This window comes from Paraburkholderia dipogonis (genome assembly GCF_042680985.1).
Lineage (GTDB): Bacteria > Pseudomonadota > Gammaproteobacteria > Burkholderiales > Burkholderiaceae > Paraburkholderia > Paraburkholderia phytofirmans.
In genome coordinates this window covers 1-19,323 of the sequence record NZ_JBHUFR010000022.1, presented here as the reverse complement: position 1 = coordinate 19,323, position 19,323 = coordinate 1, and the positions used below count along the sequence as shown (strand labels likewise).

The window sequence follows — 19,323 nt, the reverse complement described above, 5'->3', positions numbered from 1 at the left end:
CGGTGACATACTTCGCGACACTTCAGGCAACCCCGGACGGAGCGCTCAAATGATTCCTTCTGGAACCGCCTTGATTCGATTTCCTATTCTTGAATCTAGTTCGAGAACTTCAGGTACCCATTGGCTCCTCCCGGACCACCAATCACCTGTGTTTGATCAAGGCCAAGAGGATATGTTGTCTGTTGTATCTTGCCATCCCCGCCAATACGTTCGAGAATAAGATAAGTAGACGCGAAGCTGATGCGCATTGCAGCTCTCGAAGCAAACGTCTTGATTAGGGTTCCGAGAGTCTGATTGTCCCCAATTGAAATCTTTCCAAACACACCGAGGGACACGCCGATTCCGCCCGCGCTTTGCGCCACCAGTCCGTTTACCATCTGCGCCTCGTCACCCGCCGCTTTTGCGATAAATCCTAGAATCTTTGCGTTATCTGCGGTGACGCCACAATCGTTGGATACCTTCTTGTAGTCGGCGGTCTTTAACGCATATGCCGTCGGTATAGAAGCCGTTCCGCCCGGATAAAAGGTTGTCGCGTTAGGACCGCTTGTTGTCACCTTGTCTGGATCAGAGGAACCCAACACTGGCGTAGAGTCAAGGAGATCGGCCAGATATTCCACCAATACCGTGAGAGCACTGGCTATATCGGCATCGGAAACCGTGAGTGAAAGATCAATGCTTTTCGTTGGATCCGTCAGGTTTGGCAGTTTAAGAGATGGCTTCGCGATCGTCTGTCCGAAACGATCGACAAACTTTCCGGAGTAGTACGTCGAAAAATATTCGGCAAATATATTGTCACTCCCGCCGGCACCGCTTACCTGAGGATTTTGGATTGTAGGCCGCAACTGCGTTTCGGCAAGAATTTTCACAAATTCCTTCGCATCCCCAAGGCTAACCGTCGAATCTGGCGAATAGTTGTGTACCTTTGCGGCTTCCGTATCGGCCATCCGTAAACCAGCGTGTACGCCCATGTCCGTTTGTGCTTCCGCCAGAGATTTGATCATGTTGGACCGGAATGCATTGAAGACCGATGTCGTGCGCACCGCTTCTGGAACGCGCTGGTCAGAAGCGGTTTCGATTTGCGCCTTGAACGCTTCAAAGGTCGTAACGGGCTTTGCCGGTTGGGTACGCCGGTAGCCTGGTGACGTCACCGTTGGTGTCAACGATTGTATCGACGTGCCGTTCACGGAGGCTACGGCTGCTGGAGGAAGAATGTACGCAAAGGGTTTTGACGCGTCCAGCACCCAGTGATTTCCATCGCCAGGTAGCATCAATGAAAGGACAGTATTTTCTTGCGCTTTGCATGATCCGGCTACTTTTGGAACCGGTTCGAGCATGTTGGCAAAGTTAATAGCCGTACAACCGCTAAGTGCAGATACCACGGTGATACCCGCGAGTACGCGAATAGATATGAAGTTCACCACGATTCCCCTTCTGATTTGATGCGTGTTTGGGAATTCGAACCGGCGAAACAAATCGGACTCTAGGCCGAAGGGCTCTCTCCGCTGCGGCGCTCGAAGTCTGCAAGTGTCGGTAGCGCGCACATACGGCCCGTATGGCGTGCCCCCTTGCTGACTACGTTAGTAATCCGACAGTAAAAAAATAGCGGCACAGTTCGAGCCGCTTTGTGCGTAACCGCACGGATTGTTACTCAGTTTCCCATGGCCGAATAGGGTGAATAACTGCTTTGGGGAGCGCATTCTCGACATCCAACCTGAAGAAATGGCTACATCCGCAGCACAATTGTCCGAGAGAAACTAACTCAACCTTATCAAACATCTACGGCATCGGCTTTCCCTGGCGCAGACAACAAACCCAACTAGCAAGCCAGTACCCACGAATCAATTGCTCGTTGACGTTGACTCAACATGGTGACCTTCAGCAACCGGTGTATCGCTTTTTGGCAACAGTTCCTACCGTCAAGAAAGACTATGCCGAGAAGTAGCGGAATTCAAATTTATGTTCGTGAATAATGTAAATAAATAAAAGAGGCTCGCTCTTATGCGTGGTGGCCGAGAGGAAATACAAACTTTCACAGTCGGCGGCTCTGCGTGGTGCACACTAGGCCGCGCCATCGACAACGTCCACCGGGCTGCAGACGGACGGCTTTCTGCGGGCGACGACGGGAGAACTACAGACGTTCGAGTCTTTCGATAGTGGCCGTTCACGGCAACGCGCCGGTCGCGCTCGCGCCCACACCCTCCTACTGCAGCCGGCCAGCAAGCAACACAACCATACCTGAACAGCTGAGCATCGCTTGCGACAGTACTCAGGCTGCACCTCACATCCGTCCTGAAGGCGGAAGTGGGCGCGCCGGTCGTCAAGTACTCCCGCCCGCTTGTGACTGCTGCGCAACTCATAGGGCAGATCGGCCAAATATTGCAGCAAGAATAGTTCGGCGCAAATTGATTCGCATGTTCCTGCGTTCAAAGGTAAGCGCCTAGCCATCCCATCTTGAGTTGCATGGAAGGTCTTGGGAGCATCGTATCCACTTAAATAGGTGGACACGTGAACACTATCGAAGAAGAGGCGCCAGTTGGCCGTCGTCGACGCCGGCGCTATAGCGTCGAGTTCAAAGCCCAGGTGGTGGCAGCCTGCCAGGGGCCTGGGGTATCGCTCGCGGCCATCGCGTTGCACCACAAGCTGAACGCAAATCTGCTCCGACGTTGGGTAGAACAGGCCGAAGGGAACGAGCGCTTTCTCGTCTCACGTAGCGATGTGGCGGTGCAGTCGGCAGTGGCGCCGGCATTCGTACCGCTCTCGCTCGACACGAAGAACGTGCGCCCGGCTGAGATCCGCGTCGAAGTGCGCCGCGCGGACCAGTCGATAACGGTTAGCTGGCCGACATCAGAGGCCGCACAATGCGCCACCTGGCTGCGAGAGTGGCTCGCGTGATCCGCATTGATGAAGCATGGCTGGCAGTCGAACCACTGGACATGCGTGCGGGCTTCGATACGGCACTGGCGCGGGTGATTACGGTGTTCGGCGCGGCGCATCCGCACCATGCTTACCTCTTTGCCAACCGGCGGGCCAATCGCCTGAAGGTGCTGGTTCACGACGGAATCGGGATCTGGCTGGCAGCGCGACGGCTGAACGAGGGACAGTTCGTCTGGCCTCACGCTGGTAGCGAACCAAAGCAACACGCACTCACGCAGGAGCAGCTCGCAGGTCTGGTGGTGGGCTTGCCGTGGCAGCGCATCGGCCCGAACGGTGTGATCCGCGTCGTATGAGGCCAACAGGGACGTAAACTGTCGCGCTTCCACGGTGCCAGGGGTTCTGGCAGACTGGTTTGCATGAACCTGCCTGCCGACCTCAATGCCCTCAGCCCTGAACAGTTGCGCGCGCTCGCCGCGCAGCTGATTGCCCAGGTGCAGGAGAGAGACCGGGAGATTGAGGAGAAGACGCGGGAGGTCGAGGACAACGAACGCGAGCTGCATTACCGACAGACGCGTATCGAGCAGCTGAGCCACGAGATCTCCATCCTCAAGCGCCAGCAGTACGGTCGGCGCAGCGAACAGTTCAGCAGCGAGCAGATGAGCCTGCTGGAAGAAGCGATCGACGCGGATCTGGCCGCCATCGAACTGGAGCTCGAGCAGCTTCAGCCGCAAGCCACCGCCGACCAGTCACCCCAGCAACCGAAGCGCGCATCACTGCCAGCGCAACTGCCGCGCACAGAGATCCACCACGAGCCGGATAGCACCGTATGCCAGTGTGGCTGCGAGCGCGTGCGCATCGGTGAGGACATCAGCGAGAAGCTGGACTACACGCCGGGCGTGTTCACGGTTGAGCGGCATATCCGTGGCAAGTGGGTATGCAAGAACTGCGAAACGCTGATTCAGGCGCCAGTGCCCGCACACGTTATCGACAAGGGCATCCCGACCACGGGGCTGCTGGCCTCGGTGCTGGTTGCCAAATACGCTGACCACCTTCCCCTGTATCGTCAGGAACAGATCTTTGCGCGGGCGGGTCTGGCAATACCGCGATCGACATTGGGTGCGTGGGTCGGCACGTGCGGCGCACAGTTGCAGCCACTGGTCGATGCCCTGCATCAGGAACTCTTGCAGCAGGGTGTGCTGCATGCGGATGAGACACCGGTACAGATGCTTAGTCCAGGTAAAGGGAAGACACACCGGGCGTACTTGTGGGCGTATACGCCCACGCACTTCAGTGAGCTGCGCGCCGTGGTCTACGACTTCGCCGACAGCCGTGCAGGCGAGCACGCCCGCACCTTCCTTGCCGGCTGGCAGGGCAAGCTGGTGTGCGACGACTACGGCGGATACAAGGCCGGATTCCAGCAGGGCATCACTGAAATCGGATGTGCTGCGCACGCACGGCGCAAGTTCTTCGACCTGCATGCCAATCACAGCAGCCACGTCGCTGGACAGGCCATGCCGTTCTTCGCTGCGCTTTATGATATCGAGCGCGACGCTGCAGTGCTGGATGCCGAAGAGCGGCGCAAACTCCGGCAGAGTCGGGCCAAACCGGTGTGTGACGCACTTTATGAATGGATGGTGGCGCAGCGTAAGCTGGTTTCGGAAGGTTCAGCGATTGCGAAAGCGCTCGACTACAGCCTCAAACGTTGGGAAGCGCTCACGCGCTATCTCGACGACGGACACGTGCCGATAGACAACAACTGGGTAGAAAACCAGATACGTCCATGGGCTATCGGCAGAGCCAACTGGTTGTTCGCCGGCTCGCTACGAGCAGGCCAGCGCGCTGCCGCCATCATGAGCCTGATACGCTCGGCCCAACTCAACGGGCACGACCCGCACGCCTACCTGAAAGACATCCTCACGCGGCTGCCGACCCACAGGGCCAGCGACATCGCCGCATTGCTGCCGCATCGCTGGCACCCGCCTGCGACCATTGGCTAGCTCAATCCGTCAAGACGGGTTCTCCAGCCGCTTACGTTCAAAGGCTACTGAAGGCTGTGTGGAGAAAAACTCAGCGGAAGAATCGATGCGTCTCACAGTTCACCCACTGCGCCACCTCAGCATTCGAGCATTTGAATATCTCAGCGTGAAAGGTCGAAGCGACGGAAGCTGTCACCAAGGAAGGCAAATTTGTGTTCAAAGAGCCCAGCTAAACGTGCGTCTGCTGTTGCGTAAAAAATTTGGCGGGACTCAGTCAGGGAGAGATCTCTTAGATGATCTAAGAACGATAGGGAATTGAAATCGTCAATATGAGCGACAGGGTCGTCGAAGAGCAACACAGGTGGTGCGGTCTGGAGCTTCCCATTCATCGCTAAAAAGATGGAAAGCGCAAAGGCAGCCCGCTGCCCTGTACTAATGTCTCGAAGCGTGACGTCAGCTTTCGGATTATCCAACCGGAACAAAGGAGCCGACGCATGGCGCCGCACGCCATATTCGTTTGGTGAATGAATCTTCCGAAAAATCGTGTCGGCAGTGCTTTGAACCTGCGTCAGTTCTACATTGGTGGCATCTGCTAGAGAGTCTGTCTTGAGAAGTTGCCTTATCTCTTCATTGGCATTCTTGAGACGCTCATAAATAGCCACGTGCTCTTTAAGCGACGACTCGGCTTTCGCGAGGTCTGATCTTGCCTTGGTCAAGGTCATCAGGGATGCGCTGTCACGCGCAAATGCTGCGGAAAACTTCTCCGCAGCCACCCGTGCACTTTCAATCAGCGGCGCCAGAATAAGAATATCTTGCCCGTCATCCAGACTCACGAATTGCTTGATCTCACCAATCAGCGAACTGGCATTTTGGAGCAGCGCTTCCCTGTCGCGCGCAGCCTTAACGATACGCTCGGCCGTATCTGACGAGTCGTACGTGTCGATGAATAGTGCACAAAGCTCAAGGCGATAACTTTCGGCATGTGCGGCTAGTTTGGCTACCTCGTCCTCTGCACGTGCAACGCTTGATAAAAGCTCGTCGCGCACCCGTTCAGTTTCCGGCTTACTGATCTCGTTCACACCCAAACTCGCACCACTTCCACGAAGAGCGACAATGTCGTTCCGGTCGAGTTGGTAATTGATAAGGGTCGCAATGCGGTCGGCCGCCTGCATGTGTGCGCTCTCCAGTTCATCGAGTTCGTTCCGCTTCGCACCCTGGTCCCGGAACACATCAAGCGGCGACATGCTTGCACCGCTCAGCCCGCGTCGCGCAGCGTAGGTGCTAAGTTGGCCGAGCAATCCACGCAATTCCATCTCTTGGTCATGCTTTTTCTTTGTGACTTCAAGCGCCTCAACAATCGCCGCCGACGCATCCTCTGGAACACGAGCCTCCAGAGTCTCGATATGACGCAACAGTTGACCCGAGTCAAAAGGTGTCGCGCAGACCGGGCAGTCCTTGTGGGTAGGATCTGTTTGAAGCCAGTGGCGTGCAAGCGTACGTAGCTGTGCGACTATCGACGACGCTGATTCCTGCATTGTTCGAGCTGAAGTTAGATCGCTTTCTAGCTTTGATATCTCGAGTTCGAGGCCCTTTAATCGCTCTAGGTTACCTTGAATCTCATCCTCAAGAACGCCCGAAGCGTTCTCGATCATCAACGGCGTCGTTTGGGGAAATATACTTCCAATAACCTGGCGCGAGTTCGCACATTGCTGTTCGAGAGTCTCCAGTGCCTGCAGAGCGTCGAAAGCATCGACTTGAAGCGCGTCTTCAATCTTTGCTAGATCCTTCAGTCGCAGTCGTTCGCTGTCAGCCAACGCCGTCATTGAACGAGCCGTTGCATTGGCGTCGTTAATCTGCTCAAGTAGCCCTTGGGCAGTCTTGAGCGATTCTTCGAGTTGCTGAAGCCGCGCGAAAACGGAGCTTTCGGATACTACGTCTAACCGGAGATCTGCCGAAGAAAGATGCCGCGTAATCGAGGAAGCGCGACCGAGTGCCGGGACGCTGTCCGACGAGATGGTTTCCTTGGTGACTTCTCGAGTCCAGCGAAGCCGCGTTAAGTCCTCGATCAATGCCGAGAAGTCAGTATCAGAGGCTCGTGGCGCTGACTCCTCCGTTGCGATCAGTACCTCAAGTGTCCCCTTGGTCTTGCGATTCTGGGAAATAAGCTCTCGAACTTTCGAAAGTTCTGTAGCGATGGGTTGCTCTAGCCGTGATATGTGGTCCCAAAGCTCTGCAGCCTGAGAACCCGCGATTAGCCGAGATAGCATGTCCTCGAAACTAACATCGTCGATTCGCTGCCCAAGCAATGTCGGTTCGTCGGTAGGCAAAAAATTGAAGCGCGAGAAGCTGTCTGCCAATGTGCTTCCACGCAAATCTCGCTGCCCATACCAGTCAAGGTTGCGCTGCTTCATTTCGACAGGTTTAGCGGGTGCCTTTGAGTCGTGCCAGACGGGAGATCCCTTGAACCGCATTTTGATGTGCCCATCCTTTGGCGCTGGCACACGTGCGTTATCGAGGCAGTATGCAAACTCGATTGCTTCCAGCAGACTCGTCTTGCCGACGCCGTTGCTACCAACGAAAAGGTTGACTGTTCCGAAAGACTCAAACACCCGTTTGTCCGGCCACTCACGGAACTTAACGAGGTCAATAGCGTCGAGAAACTTGGTTGCGAGCGTTTGTGGCGCCTGCGGTTTGCGATTCAGATCAGCTTTGAGCGGTTGCCGCGTGTGCGCTCCACCAGAAATCTTACGAATCGTCTCGGCACTCGAAAGCCTATCGAGGACAATGCCCAGATTTGCTTTCATCAGCCTCTCAGTCCACCGCCCCATGATATCGACTGCTGGAACAGTCTTTTGGGGACCGACTGGTGGTTGAAGCTGGTCCAACGCCCCTGACAGTTCGTCCAGCCCAATAACAAATTTTCTCGCGTAGGTCCTGTCAGCTTCGATGTCACGTTTTTGTCGCGCAAATGATTCGCTCGTTGCAAAATCCGTAGGCACGACCAGATACAGATAATGATTCCAGCGTAAGTCCCCTGGTGCGTCAAAATAAGCCGGTCCAATTACTTCATCCTGCTTGCGTTCCAGGTTCTCTGACCAATCTTGAAGATTGTCGGACAGCGCGAAATAGTAAACGGCATATGGATCGCCAGCCGGCCCCATGCGCTCAGCGCGCACCGTTTCCGGAGCGACACGCTGCACGTTCGAAAGTCGTGCAGCAATCTTGCTGCTCAATGCGTCTTCTGCGACGGTCATTTTTCCGGCTCCGTGAAGTTCTTGCCCGGATGTGAGTCAATTTTCGTTATCGACGGCTCGTTCGGTGCGGCAAATCGCTTTACATCAGGCCCTTCGCGATACAGCACGCAGAATCGATCTGCGTAGTCAGATTTTGCTGTGATTGCCGTGACTTTTGCGGACAGGTTTCGAAGGGTAGTCTGCGCCGGGTTTTCTCCGGCATAGACAAGCGCGGCTGGCCTGTGGTCCACCAGCGAGGAAACGTTGCAATTGGGAGCCTGCCGTGACCAGCCGAATTCATACCCCTGCTGAATGTCTTTCATATGGCTGGGTACGGGGAGATCACCGGCTGAGATACTCGCTAACGCGCTGACTGCACGTATCCGATGATCGCGGAAGAGCGTTCCTTCCGGGTCTAACGCGACAGAAATTCGTCGCATTACCTCCGCTCTGGATTCAAGACCCATCGTGAATATATTGGGTGCTTCGAACCAGTCCTGCCGAGGCCCGAACTCGCCATTAGTGATGCACGCGAGGCGCTCGACGTTTAAAGGACTTGTCGCGTGTATGCCATTGAGCATTCTGACGGAAGCACCGTAATCGTCCGTCATCGCGGCGAAGCCATCGTCAGCAGGAGGCACTGCTTCCGCCCAGGCGCCTTTCGCGCCATCCCAATGCAACACATGCGTTAGCGCGGGACCGCGCCGTCTGGACCTTGCAGCCTCCACGCCATGATGGCGTACTTTTGTTGCCTCCAGCACGAATGCCGCCGGCCTGTAGGAGAAGTGAACCATATGGCGATGCTGGCCTGTCTCATACGTGTAGTACAGCCCCTTACGGTGGTTCCCGTCCACAACTTCGTCCTCAGTTGCAAATTTTTTAGATTTGGAATGCCATGCTGACGCGGGGATGTTCGTCTTTCGTAAGGGCGCCGCTCCATCCTTCATGTCGAACCAGATGTTCTCCGCCCAATTCAGGCAAATGACCTCTGTGCTATCGCAGTCGTAATCATAAAGTTGTCTGCGGTACCGCATGTACGCTTCGTTTCTCGGACTGTCGTTCAGCTGTATGTGGAGCAACAGCAGATGCTCGTAGTTGTCCTTCACCAGGTCCTGGTCGAATCCGAACGCATCCGAGCATATGATCGATATCAGGCGGACTTCTTTGCCGCGTTCGAAAAGGTACACTTCTTCGCCTTTCGCCATACGCGTCGCTTCGATGTTCTGCGGGTCCCCGGATGGTGCCGTTTTGAACTGCACGACCATCACGATATGCTCAGGGCCGGCATTGAGCTCTCGAGTGCGGAAGAGATACACAAGAGGGTCAAGGAAGCGAGCAGCAGCAGGCTGTTGCGCAAGGTTCTCATGGATAACTGTAGCTCGCCCAGCGAACCGCGCCTTCAGGCCCGCCAACTCCCCTAGAGACAAGCTTTCACAGCCAAGGACCCATAGCTTTCCTGCAGCAGGGGTAATCCCTGCGTTGAGCAATTCTTCGATGGTCTTCCACGGAAAGCTGTACTCCGGCGTAACAAATAGCTCTACTGCGCGTGCATGTGCCTCTCGCGCAATGCTCGAAAAAAGCTGGTGGGCCTGGTCGCAATCAGAATTCCGGATGAAATCCTCACGCACCGTTACGCGCGCTGCGGGTTGCAGCAATAATGCAGTGTAGAGATCTTCCGTCGATTGAAGAACTGCAAGCGTCGGATATTCCAGATTGTTCTCGCGCAAGACATCGCTGATTAACTCTATGCGCATATTCACGACGCTTCCGAGCCGATGTGCTGGATCAGGTGACTGTGCATATATTTTCTCGGCACGCCGCTCGCCCCTGGGCGCCTTCCGAAGGTTGTTTTATGGTCAGTTAGCATACACCGTTCATTCTAGGTATGTACACTGCTCACGCTGTTTGTCTTCGCAGGGCGAACGGTTGTCCCTGCTGAGGGGTGAGCCGCGAGCGCCATCACCAGCGGTGCCGTTCGCCTCCGGCGCGGTGAGCCGCGTCGCGTGGCGAGCCAACGCTCGCGCACCACACCTCTGCGTGCTGCATGAATGCCTCGCCAGGCGGCCATATGCGAATCTCCGCCTTTCCTTGCAGGTAGCTCGACGGCGTGATGGCTGCCTCGAACCGGAACACGGACCTCCGTGTCGGCGCATGGCACGCGTTCAGACCACTTTTGCCCGCGACGGGCGATCACGCCCGCCGCCGCAGCATGCACGCTCCAGCCTCGTCGCGATGCGTACTTCACGACACCGATGGTCGACGTGTAGGCCGTGTCAATCCTGATCACTTCGACATCGGCGCGGAAGCACTTCGCTTCGAGCAGTTGCCGGTATGTTGCATAGAGCAGTCCCGAGAGCATGCGCGCTCCCTTGGAGCTGAGCCGCGCAATCGTCTTATTTTGCCGTGAAATCGAGGTCCTTACCGACAACCGTTTGCTGGACTCACTCTCCCGCCTCACGCGGATCGGAGAAATCGATTCCAATCACCTCCAGTCCATGTACCTTTTGCGGATTTGCGGCAACCAGTTCGACAGCCCGCAGTTTCAGCAACTCTACCAATCCCGCGAAACCGATCCGCTCACCGTTTTCGAGCTGCCATTGCCTTCCGGCCTTCGTGTTACCGATGACATACAGGCCATAGTTGACCGCTGACGGCCGGAGGTACTGGCCGACCAGTTGGGTTTCCAGTCGTTCAAGAAGCGAACTCACCGTCCAACCGATGTTGGCGAGCTTCACTTCGATCGGCAACGTGTTGAGGAAAGAAGTGTTAACGTGAATGTCCGGGCGTTGCCCCTGGTCAACCTCGCTTTCCTGGGTAACAGTAAACCAGTTCAAAGATTGATCTTCGAGCCTCCGCGTGAGAAAGCCTTGGAAATCTTTTTCGAGATCACCAAATCGCACCTGGTTCCGGTTCGTCGCATTCTGAGATGCCTCAATCTCATGCTTAACGTTAAGCACAAGCCGTGATACGCGGCGAAACAGCTGATAGTCCGAGCGCGGTTGATGACGGAAGTGCTCCGCAAATTCACGCACGTCCTCGGCAGACCACGCTGTCGGATCGGAAAGCTTGCCCCGACGCTCGTCGAGCATGGACAGGATCCAGTCGCGTTGGTCCGCTAGCAGGTTGTCCGAGAGAAACGTGCTAAGGACGGCATCGGAGTCTTCGGACTCATCCGACCGAAGTGCTTCCCAGAGACGATTGCGCAGATCCTGTGCGTTATCACGTGCCTCTGGTGAATAGACGCCTTTGTCAACCCGGTCTATATCCTCCGCTGGTCGCACGTAGCGGTGTACTAGCGGGATGAATATCGCGAGGGACTCAGGCAACAGGAACGCGGCAACTCCAGACTTTCGACGTCTGCCCGGTCCGCCGGACAACTCCGCACACAGCAAGACCATCAAACGGTCGGCCGCGTCAGCCGTAAGGCCATCCAGCGAGGACTGCAGATAGCGAAGTGCGGCCGCCGCGTCAACGCCCAGCCATGAAGCCATCCACAAAATCCATTGGGTCTGCCCGGACTCGTATTTGACAATCCGCGTGGGGGCAAGAGCAGCCAGCGTGGCGATGTCACTGTCCGATCCACGCGACAGGGCGGACAGAACCTGACCAAGAACCTTGGCGTTCCGAGGATCAGATGACGATAGCGCCTTCGACAGCGTCTGGTTGACTGCGACATCCCCTGCAGATTTCCCTGCAAGTTTCGCGACAACCTCGTACACCTGCTCCAGCTCGGGGGGATATGCAAACTCGGCTTCGACCGCTTCGGAAAGCACTCGCGTGACATCTGCGTGCCGTCCTCTCGCCAAATCAGGAAACCATTCCGGAAATCCATTGAGCTCACTGCACGCGTACCTGACCGCGAACTCCACATCGTCGCGTTCGAGTTGATTGAAGTCGAGGTGACCTTCTTGCCAAAGAGTCTGCAGACCGACGAGGCCGATGATAACGCGACGGTCTATCGAATTCCGTTCCTGTCGCTCATGGGGCCACAATGGTCGATACTGACGCCACGCCCGCACACACCCCTCCCGGACACTGTCTGCGACAAGTTTGCCCCATTTTTTACGCACCAGCTCCCATTCGGCAGCGCTGAAACGGTTCTTGCCGTTCGATCGCATGCTGTCGGTTACGTGTGCGAGCATTACCGGAAACCTGCCGGCTCGCAATGATGGGAGGTGCGTCAACAGCCAGATTTTTTTCCGTTGCGCGCGATACCACCGGGCACATCGGTGCCGCCGCACCTGCCATGACGTCTTGTCGAGCAGATTGTGCCTGACACGGGACTGCCACATGAGCGCGAACCGCCAGAGCAGTTTGTTGCGTATGAACTGGTAGACGCGCCGCCTAAGCTCTGGTTCGTCCAGGATACCGGCCATCCTGGTCAGATACCGTACCCACCGGCTATTCTTTTGCCCGAGTATGTATGCGGCGGCGCTGAACGCAATAACGCGTTCAATCAGCGTCTGCCGGGTTCTGACGTCATCGAGCATCCAGTCGACGTCATCTGCGCTCCATGGCGCCAGCCCACTGATGGGGCTCAGCTTGTAAAAGGGAAACGGGTACGAGTCAAGCGAGATGCCAGCAAGTGACGCGGATCGCCAGAAGATTGCACGGCGCAAGTCCTCCGCTTGCGACAACGCCTCGCGCAATGACTCAGTATGGTCAACCATGCCAGGGGTCTCAAGATAGCCATGTAGCAGTGCTTCGTTCAACAGCAGCACAGCGTCAACGATCAGGTCACGGTCTGACTCGGTATGTGGCGACTGTGAAATGGCACGTTCAAGGCACAAAGGAACGAAAGTCATCATCCAGTGATACCGACGCGAAAGTCCGGATCGCTCGCGCAGCGGCTCGGTCTTGAGCAGACTCAGGAATCCACGCAGGAAGACCGAGGCGTCCTTTCCCTGCAGTTCGTGCTCCAGGTGCGGCCCAATCCTGTACTGCAGGTCGTGGTTGTAGCGGCCAACCTCAACCGGTTTACCCAAAAATCTGAGCGCACCCTCTGCATCGACAATGGCCGGATAAAGCGCTTCAAAAATATGCCCAATCGCGGTATTCGACAGTCCGTCCATATCTTGCGCCAACTGCGCAAGTCGCCGTTTCTGCTCGTTCGTGCCCGCGTACTGGGTCGCCAGAACGCAAAAAGAGCGCAGGTCGTCGGAGCTATCGGGACTGGCAAAGAGGCGAAGGACCGTCTCGACACAGCCCTGCAGCGCCCCTTCCCAAACCGTCATCAGAAGATCGCATCGCAGGTCGTCGGAGATACTTTCGTCGACGAGATACACGTTGATGTCTTCCGCCAGATCATCATCTGCCAGGCGGGCGAGCTTATCGGGATCGACGCGCAGATGCGCGCGGTTGCGGTCCTTGTACTTGTTGACGATCGCGGCCAGAACGCGACGCCGGTACTGAATCGTAAGCGCCGAGGGGTCGCCATACTGAAGATGGATTTGGGGAGCCACTAACAGAATCAGAGATTCCAGTCTTCGTCGCCATGACTCCGGGCCGTCCGTGACCAGCCATGCCGCAACCGGCGCAAGCGTCGAGCGCAGCGTTACCTTGCCACCAATATTGGTTGTGAGTAAATCTTCCAGTTCCTCGTACCCACAATTATGCTCCGTGAGTCGCTCGATCCACTGCGCCGCGAGATACTCGACATGGACACGATGATGAAAAGAAAGGGCACCTCGACCCGGCAGGTCAAAGAGCGCGCGATTCATCAAGGCTCGCCGTTCAAGCGGTTTCCAGGTTCCAGGCAGAACTGCCTCGGCTGAAAGACGTGAATCGCTGGAAAGCTGACCGTCTTCGGGGATATCAAAGCTGAGCTTCTTGCACAGAATCACTGCAGCAGCCAGATACTCAGCCCCCTCCTCCGCTTGAGAACGCGAGAGCGGATCACGCTTTTCCTTGCTGCGAACCTCCATTAGCAGCTTCTCCACCATATATCTCACCAGCTCGGTCAGACCGCTGAGGTCACCCTTCTCCTGCCAGTACTCGTACAGAAGTATCACGTCCAGCGGACGGACAGCAAACACAAGCGCATTACGCTCCCGCAACGCGTTAAGGAAACGCGCCGCCTCGGGTACGCCTCGCCCTTCTGCAAAGCGTTGTACCTGCGCAGGGGTAAGCGGTTGTAGCGCTGCGACAACAATGACCGGGTGGTCCTCGGCCGCGTCATTGATGCTGACCGTTTCGCCATCGGGCGGCGCTTTGTCCGCGACTTGTTTCGTCTCAGGCGCCGCAAGTCCTCGTACAATGTCAAGGTCGGTTTGCGCTCGCCACTCACTGATTCGAGAGGTGATAACGAATCGCGCCCTTGGCAACGCAACCCCAATCTGCCTGCTGACCCGATCAATGGCCTTGGCGAAGTCTTCATCATGTTCTAGTTTCGCTTCGTCGACCGCATCGAGAAGAAAAAGCGCCTCTGCGTTGCCCTTCTTCCAGCCGTTAAATGTCAACAGATCCTCATCCGAGAGAATCTCTCGGAGCGATTCATCGACCAGCCGCTCAAGGCGGATGAAAAAACCACCACGCTTGCGATGAAGCGATCTTAGCTCCTCGGACTTTCCGCTACCAGGCTCACCAAGAATGACCGCAACCTTGTGATCAAGGAGTTGTTCCAGCGTGAGCTGCTTTCCTGTCAGCTCAGAATCCTCGAAGTCGTCACGCTGAGCCAATTCCTTGTTGCGTGGCCAGTCATGATGAACGACGACTAAGCCCCGATTAAGTTCGATGTGGTCCGAATTCATGTGTGCAGCTTCAGTCGCCCGAAGCACCTTTTGATTGTTATCTGGCTCCATTCTAAACGGACGCCGCGAACACGAGGGACGCGTTATTTAGACCCGGTACGACTTGGTGCCAACCGCAACGCCATCCGCTTCCGTCATGCCATCACACGTGACTCGCACGCACCTTCGTCGACATATGGAGCCCTTCAGATTCTCCGTTGGATCAAGCTTTTTCGCGTGACGACAATATCCTGCACGCAATCGGGCCCGCCGTACAACCCCAACGTCTCATGACACATATACGGTCCGTCGCGTTGTGCCCCGAACCAGTTGAATTACCCTATACGGTAGACGTTCTCGCCCCCTTCGTCGAAGGGTCGCGGCTCGTCAGCTTCCAATCCGCTGAACCGATTTCACAATAACCGGGTGCTGTGTACCCGGATTGCCAATCGCGATATCTCGCAGCCTGAGAGTATGTGCGCACGGCCGGGCGCGCGAAATAATACGGCGTGTCGAGATCGAGGCTGTGTAGCTCGCACGGCGTGCAATAATGGCAATCGTTCGATTTTCATGGCGTACGCCGCTACGCACCACTGCATATATCCCGCGCTACTCGGGTATCACAATAACCGCAACACGCCAGTTCATAGAGAAGACTCCGGGGTTTCCATGTTTCAGTTTGAAAGCTTGGGATGGCGCAGTTTCCAGCAGCTTTGCCTGTCGGTGTCGCGCGAGATACTCGGTCAGACGGTTGAGGGCTTCCTCGATTCGAATGACGGTGGCAGAGACGGGGCATTTGCTGGCACCTGGTGTCCTCAGCGCGGCGAGTCACTGTCAGGAAAATTCGTCATCCAATGCAAGTTCACCAGCCGCCCCGGATACTCCCTACGACCGTCGGACCTGAATGACGAAATAAGCAAAGCCGAGCGGCTAGTCAGGGAGAACCGATGCGACGCCTATGTTTTGATGACAAACGCAGGAGTCAGCGGCGAAACCGAGTCAAAACTCCAGGACATGCTCTCAGCGGTGGGTGTCAAGAGCGTACTGGTGCTTGGTGTCACCTGGATTGAGCAGCAGATACGCGAGAGCAAACATTTGCGGATGATGGTCCCGCGAGTTTATGGCCTCGGTGATCTGAGTCAGATTCTGGATCAGCGGGCCTACGCTCAGGCCGCTGCGGTTCTCGATTCAATTCGCGATGACCTTTCTAAGGTGGTCGTCACCGAGTCCTACCGGAGAGCTGCGAAAGCGCTGGATGAGCATCATTTTGTGCTCCTGGTGGGTGAGCCTGCAGCGGGAAAGACGACGATAGCGTCCCTGCTCGCCATGGCGTCCGCTGACCGCTGGGGAGCATCAGTGATGAAACTAAATCATCCAAAGTCGGTTGAAGAACACTGGAATCCGCTCGAAAAGTCGCAGTTTTTCTGGATTGACGACGCGTTCGGGGTCACGCAATTTGAAAGTTCCCTTACCATGGGCTGGAATCGCGTGCTGCCGCAGATGAAGGCCCTGCTGGGTCAAGGCAGCCGGATAGTGATGACGTCGCGCGACTACATCTACAACCGCGCGCGACGAGAGTTGAAGGAAGACGCCTTCCCTCTGTTCAACGAGAGTCAGGTCGTTATCGACGTCCATGACTTAACCTCAGACGAACGGCGACAGATCCTCTACAACCATTTGAAAATGGGAAGCCAGCCTCGCGAATTCAGGATTGAGATTAAAGAACACTTGCCATCTATCGCAGATCATAAGAGGTTTATTCCAGAAATCGCGAGAAGACTGTCGGAGCCAATTTTTACAAAAAAACTCTACATATCCGACTGGAGCTTGAAGAACTTCGTCGAAAAACGAGAGCAAATTCTGGTCGAGGTCTGTAAGAAACTTGATGTCGACAGCAAAGCAGCGCTTGCATTAATTTATATGCGCAACGGGCGGCTACCGAGTCCAATCGAACCTTCCGTCGACGAAGACAAGGCATTGAAGCGGCTGGATAGCACTCTGGGCGCGTGCTCCAGTGCACTCGAGGCACTGCGGGGAAGTCTTGTTGTCCATACTGTTGCTGATGGCGACTCGTTCTGGAGCTTTAAGCACCCCACCATTGGCGACGCATATTCGACCATCCTCCGTAGCAGTCCGGAGCTGCTTGAAATCTACGTACGCGGCAGTGATGTTGAGAAACTGATGGAGCAGGTAACTTGCGGTGACATGCAAATCCAGGGCGCAGTTGCACTGCCAACTTCTTTATTCGATCTCCTGATAGAGCGACTATCTGCTTACAAAACGAGCCCTGCGTACAAAGATGAGTACCTTTCGACGTGGAGTGCCCAGCGAAGCCTGCACGCCTTCCTTGCTCAACGATGCAACAAACAGTTCCTTGAGAGATACCTGCAAAGTGACCCGCGACTGACCGCAACGATCGCGAGTCCCTCGCTATACCTCGAATATTCCGCAGACGTGGATCTTGCGATTCGCCTTTTCAAATTCCGCTTGCTACCAGAGGACGATCGCCAGATGTTTGTGAAGGTAGTCAGTGCACATGCGTGCAATGGCGACGATGCTCGTGCCTTGATCGACCCCGACTTGCGCGACATGCTAAAAGAAAAAGAGCTTGCGCGATTGCGGGATGCAATGCGCACTCAACTCCTTCCACGAATCGACCACGTACGTCTTGAACTTGAATCTAGCTACGATCCGGACGACGACAACCCCGATTGGCATCTGAGACGGTTTACGCAGCTGCTCTCTGCGTTTGAAGAGGAGCATCCTGCAAGTTGGCGTATCAAGAGGATTGTCAAAAGAGAACGATTGCAGGCTCAGGCATGGATTGACCGGCACCGCGCGAAGCCTGTTCGTTCGACCGCCAGAGATATCACGGTGAACAGAAGCGATGAAATTTCCGACAATGGTCGGAGCGTTTTCGACGACATCGACGAGTAAGCTGACCGGCTGTTAGTTTCAACGTAAGTCCCACTCCCAACCTTCGACCGCCGCGCTCGGCACGAAGGATGGGACTGGTTCTGCCTAGATGGCGACGCGATGCTGCGAGAACGTTCACTGCCGCGTCGACGTCGCGATGATGGCGCACCACACCCAGGATAGGTCCGTTCTCTTATTTCAACTTCTTTCGGGCGCTTCAGGCGCCTTGTGCCTGTTACAACGACCGAACGTCTGGGTGAAATACCTTCCGCCGACCTGCTCAGAAAGTACCCAGGTGGAATCCCGCCTGCAGCATGGTACGGAACAGGCGCCAGACCACATCGAGCACAAATTTCGCAAGCGGTGTCATCGCAGGCGCCGAAGCGATTCTCGTTAATTCACAAAACGCAATAAAGTTTTACTGCCTCATGCCTTAATGTTAAGCACTCTCGTACTTACACTGCAATTGACAGCTAGGAAACCTCTCGTAGCCGCAAAATCAAGTTGAGGTACATCATGAAATCGCTTATTCAGGCAACTATTGTTGCAAGCTCACTCGCTGCATCAATCGCTTTCGCTCAAACAAATGCGCCGAAGACCCGTGCCGAAGTCCGCGCGGAACTGGTCCAACTCGAAAAATCCGGCTACAACCCTGCGGCCAGAGACGATGCTACGTATCCGGCTGACTTGCAGGCCGCTGAGGTACGCGTGGCTGCCCAGAACGAGGAGACAAACGCCGCACGACCACCCGTTGCAGACGCCAGTGGTAACGGTGGAGTTGTAAGCGGCACGACGCAGTCGTCTGCGCGGCATACGGCATCGATTGATGGGATGAAGCCGACCTACTTCGGTCAATAAGGCAGGTAACCAACTGGCGCGACCAGACATAGACACAGCAAAACCCGATGATGATTGATAGCGCAGCCGTTATTGCGTCATATCCAAGTTTTGCCGCAAGGTCCGCCGGGTCTGCGCGCCGGTCCCACACTTCTACCCGTCCAGTATGTGCCAGCCATTCGTCACCTCAGCATTGACGGCTTGGCATCATCTAAAATGCAAACAGGTTAGCAAGTATTTAAACACGCTTAAGTACGCGTAACAGTGCGGATACCGGCTAGCATCTGACAAAGTTACTATTCCCTTTTCCGACGAGGGTCGACACGCGGCTCAGGCCGTTGAATGTTGACAGGTAGTAATGCCTTGCCCCGCTTACGCGCGGGGCTGTTGCGTTGCGATACCGTGCCCGCCGTCAACCACTTTTCCGATCTGCGACAGATGTCCGATATCCCGGTCAAGCAGATTCCGGAAGCAACTGTTAAGAGTACAGCCGCGACCGCAGTTCGCGCGGATCACACGAACACAGCGCGAGACCGGCTAAGGCCCGTAATCCTGGCCTTCCTCAACCATACTGGCCCATACGCCGGTGGTCGTCTCGAACAAGCCTTAAAGGAGGCCCATGCGGCACAGAGGGCACGGCCGAGCGAGTCCGTTTAACCACAACGGGAGCGCGCTTCGGCGACCGCTGAAAAGTGTTATTTTGGCTAGGGAAGGTCTTATGTGGACGCCTCCCGGATTGCAAACAGTGTTGCGATTTTT

At 55.9% G+C, this 19,323-nt stretch carries 9 protein-coding genes; 5 read left to right on the top strand and 4 right to left on the bottom strand.

The features are described from left to right. Positions 1–95 precede the first annotated feature (95 nt). Complete coding sequence (locus ACFSNN_RS27285; protein WP_134465170.1) at positions 96–1,418, bottom strand: hypothetical protein; 1,323 nt, start codon at positions 1,416–1,418, stop codon at positions 96–98. Positions 1,419–2,505: 1,087 nt separating this feature from the next. On the opposite strand from ACFSNN_RS27285, the gene tnpA reads away from it, so the two are divergent. The 3 genes from tnpA (at position 2,506) to tnpC (ending at position 4,871) form a co-directional block, all read left to right on the top strand. Then, positions 2,506–2,892, top strand: coding sequence for an IS66-like element accessory protein TnpA (gene tnpA, locus ACFSNN_RS27280; RefSeq protein WP_054043419.1), 387 nt, complete (start codon positions 2,506–2,508; stop codon positions 2,890–2,892). Beyond that, a complete protein-coding gene (gene tnpB, locus ACFSNN_RS27275; protein ID WP_054043422.1) occupies positions 2,889–3,227 on the top strand; it encodes an IS66 family insertion sequence element accessory protein TnpB in 339 nt (112 codons plus the stop codon). Before tnpA ends, tnpB begins: the two co-directional genes overlap by 4 nt. 63 nt (positions 3,228–3,290) lie before the next feature. After that, on the top strand, positions 3,291–4,871 hold the full coding sequence (gene tnpC / locus ACFSNN_RS27270; RefSeq protein WP_093647918.1) for an IS66 family transposase: 1,581 nt from the start codon (positions 3,291–3,293) through the stop codon (positions 4,869–4,871). Positions 4,872–5,011: 140 nt separating this feature from the next. On the opposite strand, the gene ACFSNN_RS27265 is transcribed toward tnpC, so the two are convergent. The 3 genes from ACFSNN_RS27265 to ACFSNN_RS27255 all read right to left on the bottom strand — a co-directional run bounded on the left by ACFSNN_RS27265 (position 5,012) and on the right by ACFSNN_RS27255 (position 14,832). Beyond that, on the bottom strand, positions 5,012–8,104 hold the full coding sequence (locus ACFSNN_RS27265; protein WP_134465171.1) for a hypothetical protein: 3,093 nt from the start codon (positions 8,102–8,104) through the stop codon (positions 5,012–5,014). Continuing rightward, positions 8,101–9,843, bottom strand: coding sequence for a hypothetical protein (locus ACFSNN_RS27260; RefSeq protein ID WP_134465172.1), 1,743 nt, complete (start codon positions 9,841–9,843; stop codon positions 8,101–8,103). The genes ACFSNN_RS27265 and ACFSNN_RS27260 overlap by 4 nt, the downstream gene beginning before the upstream one ends. 681 nt (positions 9,844–10,524) lie before the next feature. Then, the gene (locus ACFSNN_RS27255) at positions 10,525–14,832 is read right to left on the bottom strand and encodes an NACHT domain-containing protein (RefSeq protein WP_377688998.1); all 4,308 of its coding nucleotides are present in this window, start codon (positions 14,830–14,832) and stop codon (positions 10,525–10,527) included. 648 nt (positions 14,833–15,480) lie between these two features. On the opposite strand from ACFSNN_RS27255, the gene ACFSNN_RS27250 reads away from it, so the two are divergent. Both ACFSNN_RS27250 and ACFSNN_RS27245 read left to right on the top strand, forming a co-directional pair. Next, positions 15,481–17,748 carry an nSTAND3 domain-containing NTPase gene (locus tag ACFSNN_RS27250; protein WP_134465175.1) on the top strand — a complete coding sequence of 756 codons (2,268 nt, stop codon included), beginning with the start codon at positions 15,481–15,483 and terminating at the stop codon, positions 17,746–17,748. Positions 17,749–18,243: 495 nt separating this feature from the next. Further along, positions 18,244–18,585 (top strand): DUF4148 domain-containing protein, encoded by a 342-nt coding sequence (locus ACFSNN_RS27245; protein WP_134465176.1) that lies wholly within the window; start codon positions 18,244–18,246, stop codon positions 18,583–18,585. Positions 18,586–19,323: the final 738 nt, after the last annotated feature.

Bases quoted from the DNA above. Each gene is read 5' to 3' on its own strand.
- ACFSNN_RS27255 (WP_377688998.1), bottom strand. From the start codon at position 14,832: ATGAATTCGGACCACATCGAACTTAATCGGGGCTTAGTCGTCGTTCAT.
- ACFSNN_RS27265 (WP_134465171.1), bottom strand. From the start codon at position 8,104: ATGACCGTCGCAGAAGACGCATTGAGCAGCAAGATTGCTGCACGACTT.
- ACFSNN_RS27245 (WP_134465176.1), top strand. From the start codon at position 18,244: ATGAAATCGCTTATTCAGGCAACTATTGTTGCAAGCTCACTCGCTGCA.
- ACFSNN_RS27250 (WP_134465175.1), top strand. From the start codon at position 15,481: ATGTTTCAGTTTGAAAGCTTGGGATGGCGCAGTTTCCAGCAGCTTTGC.
- tnpC (WP_093647918.1), top strand. From the start codon at position 3,291: ATGAACCTGCCTGCCGACCTCAATGCCCTCAGCCCTGAACAGTTGCGC.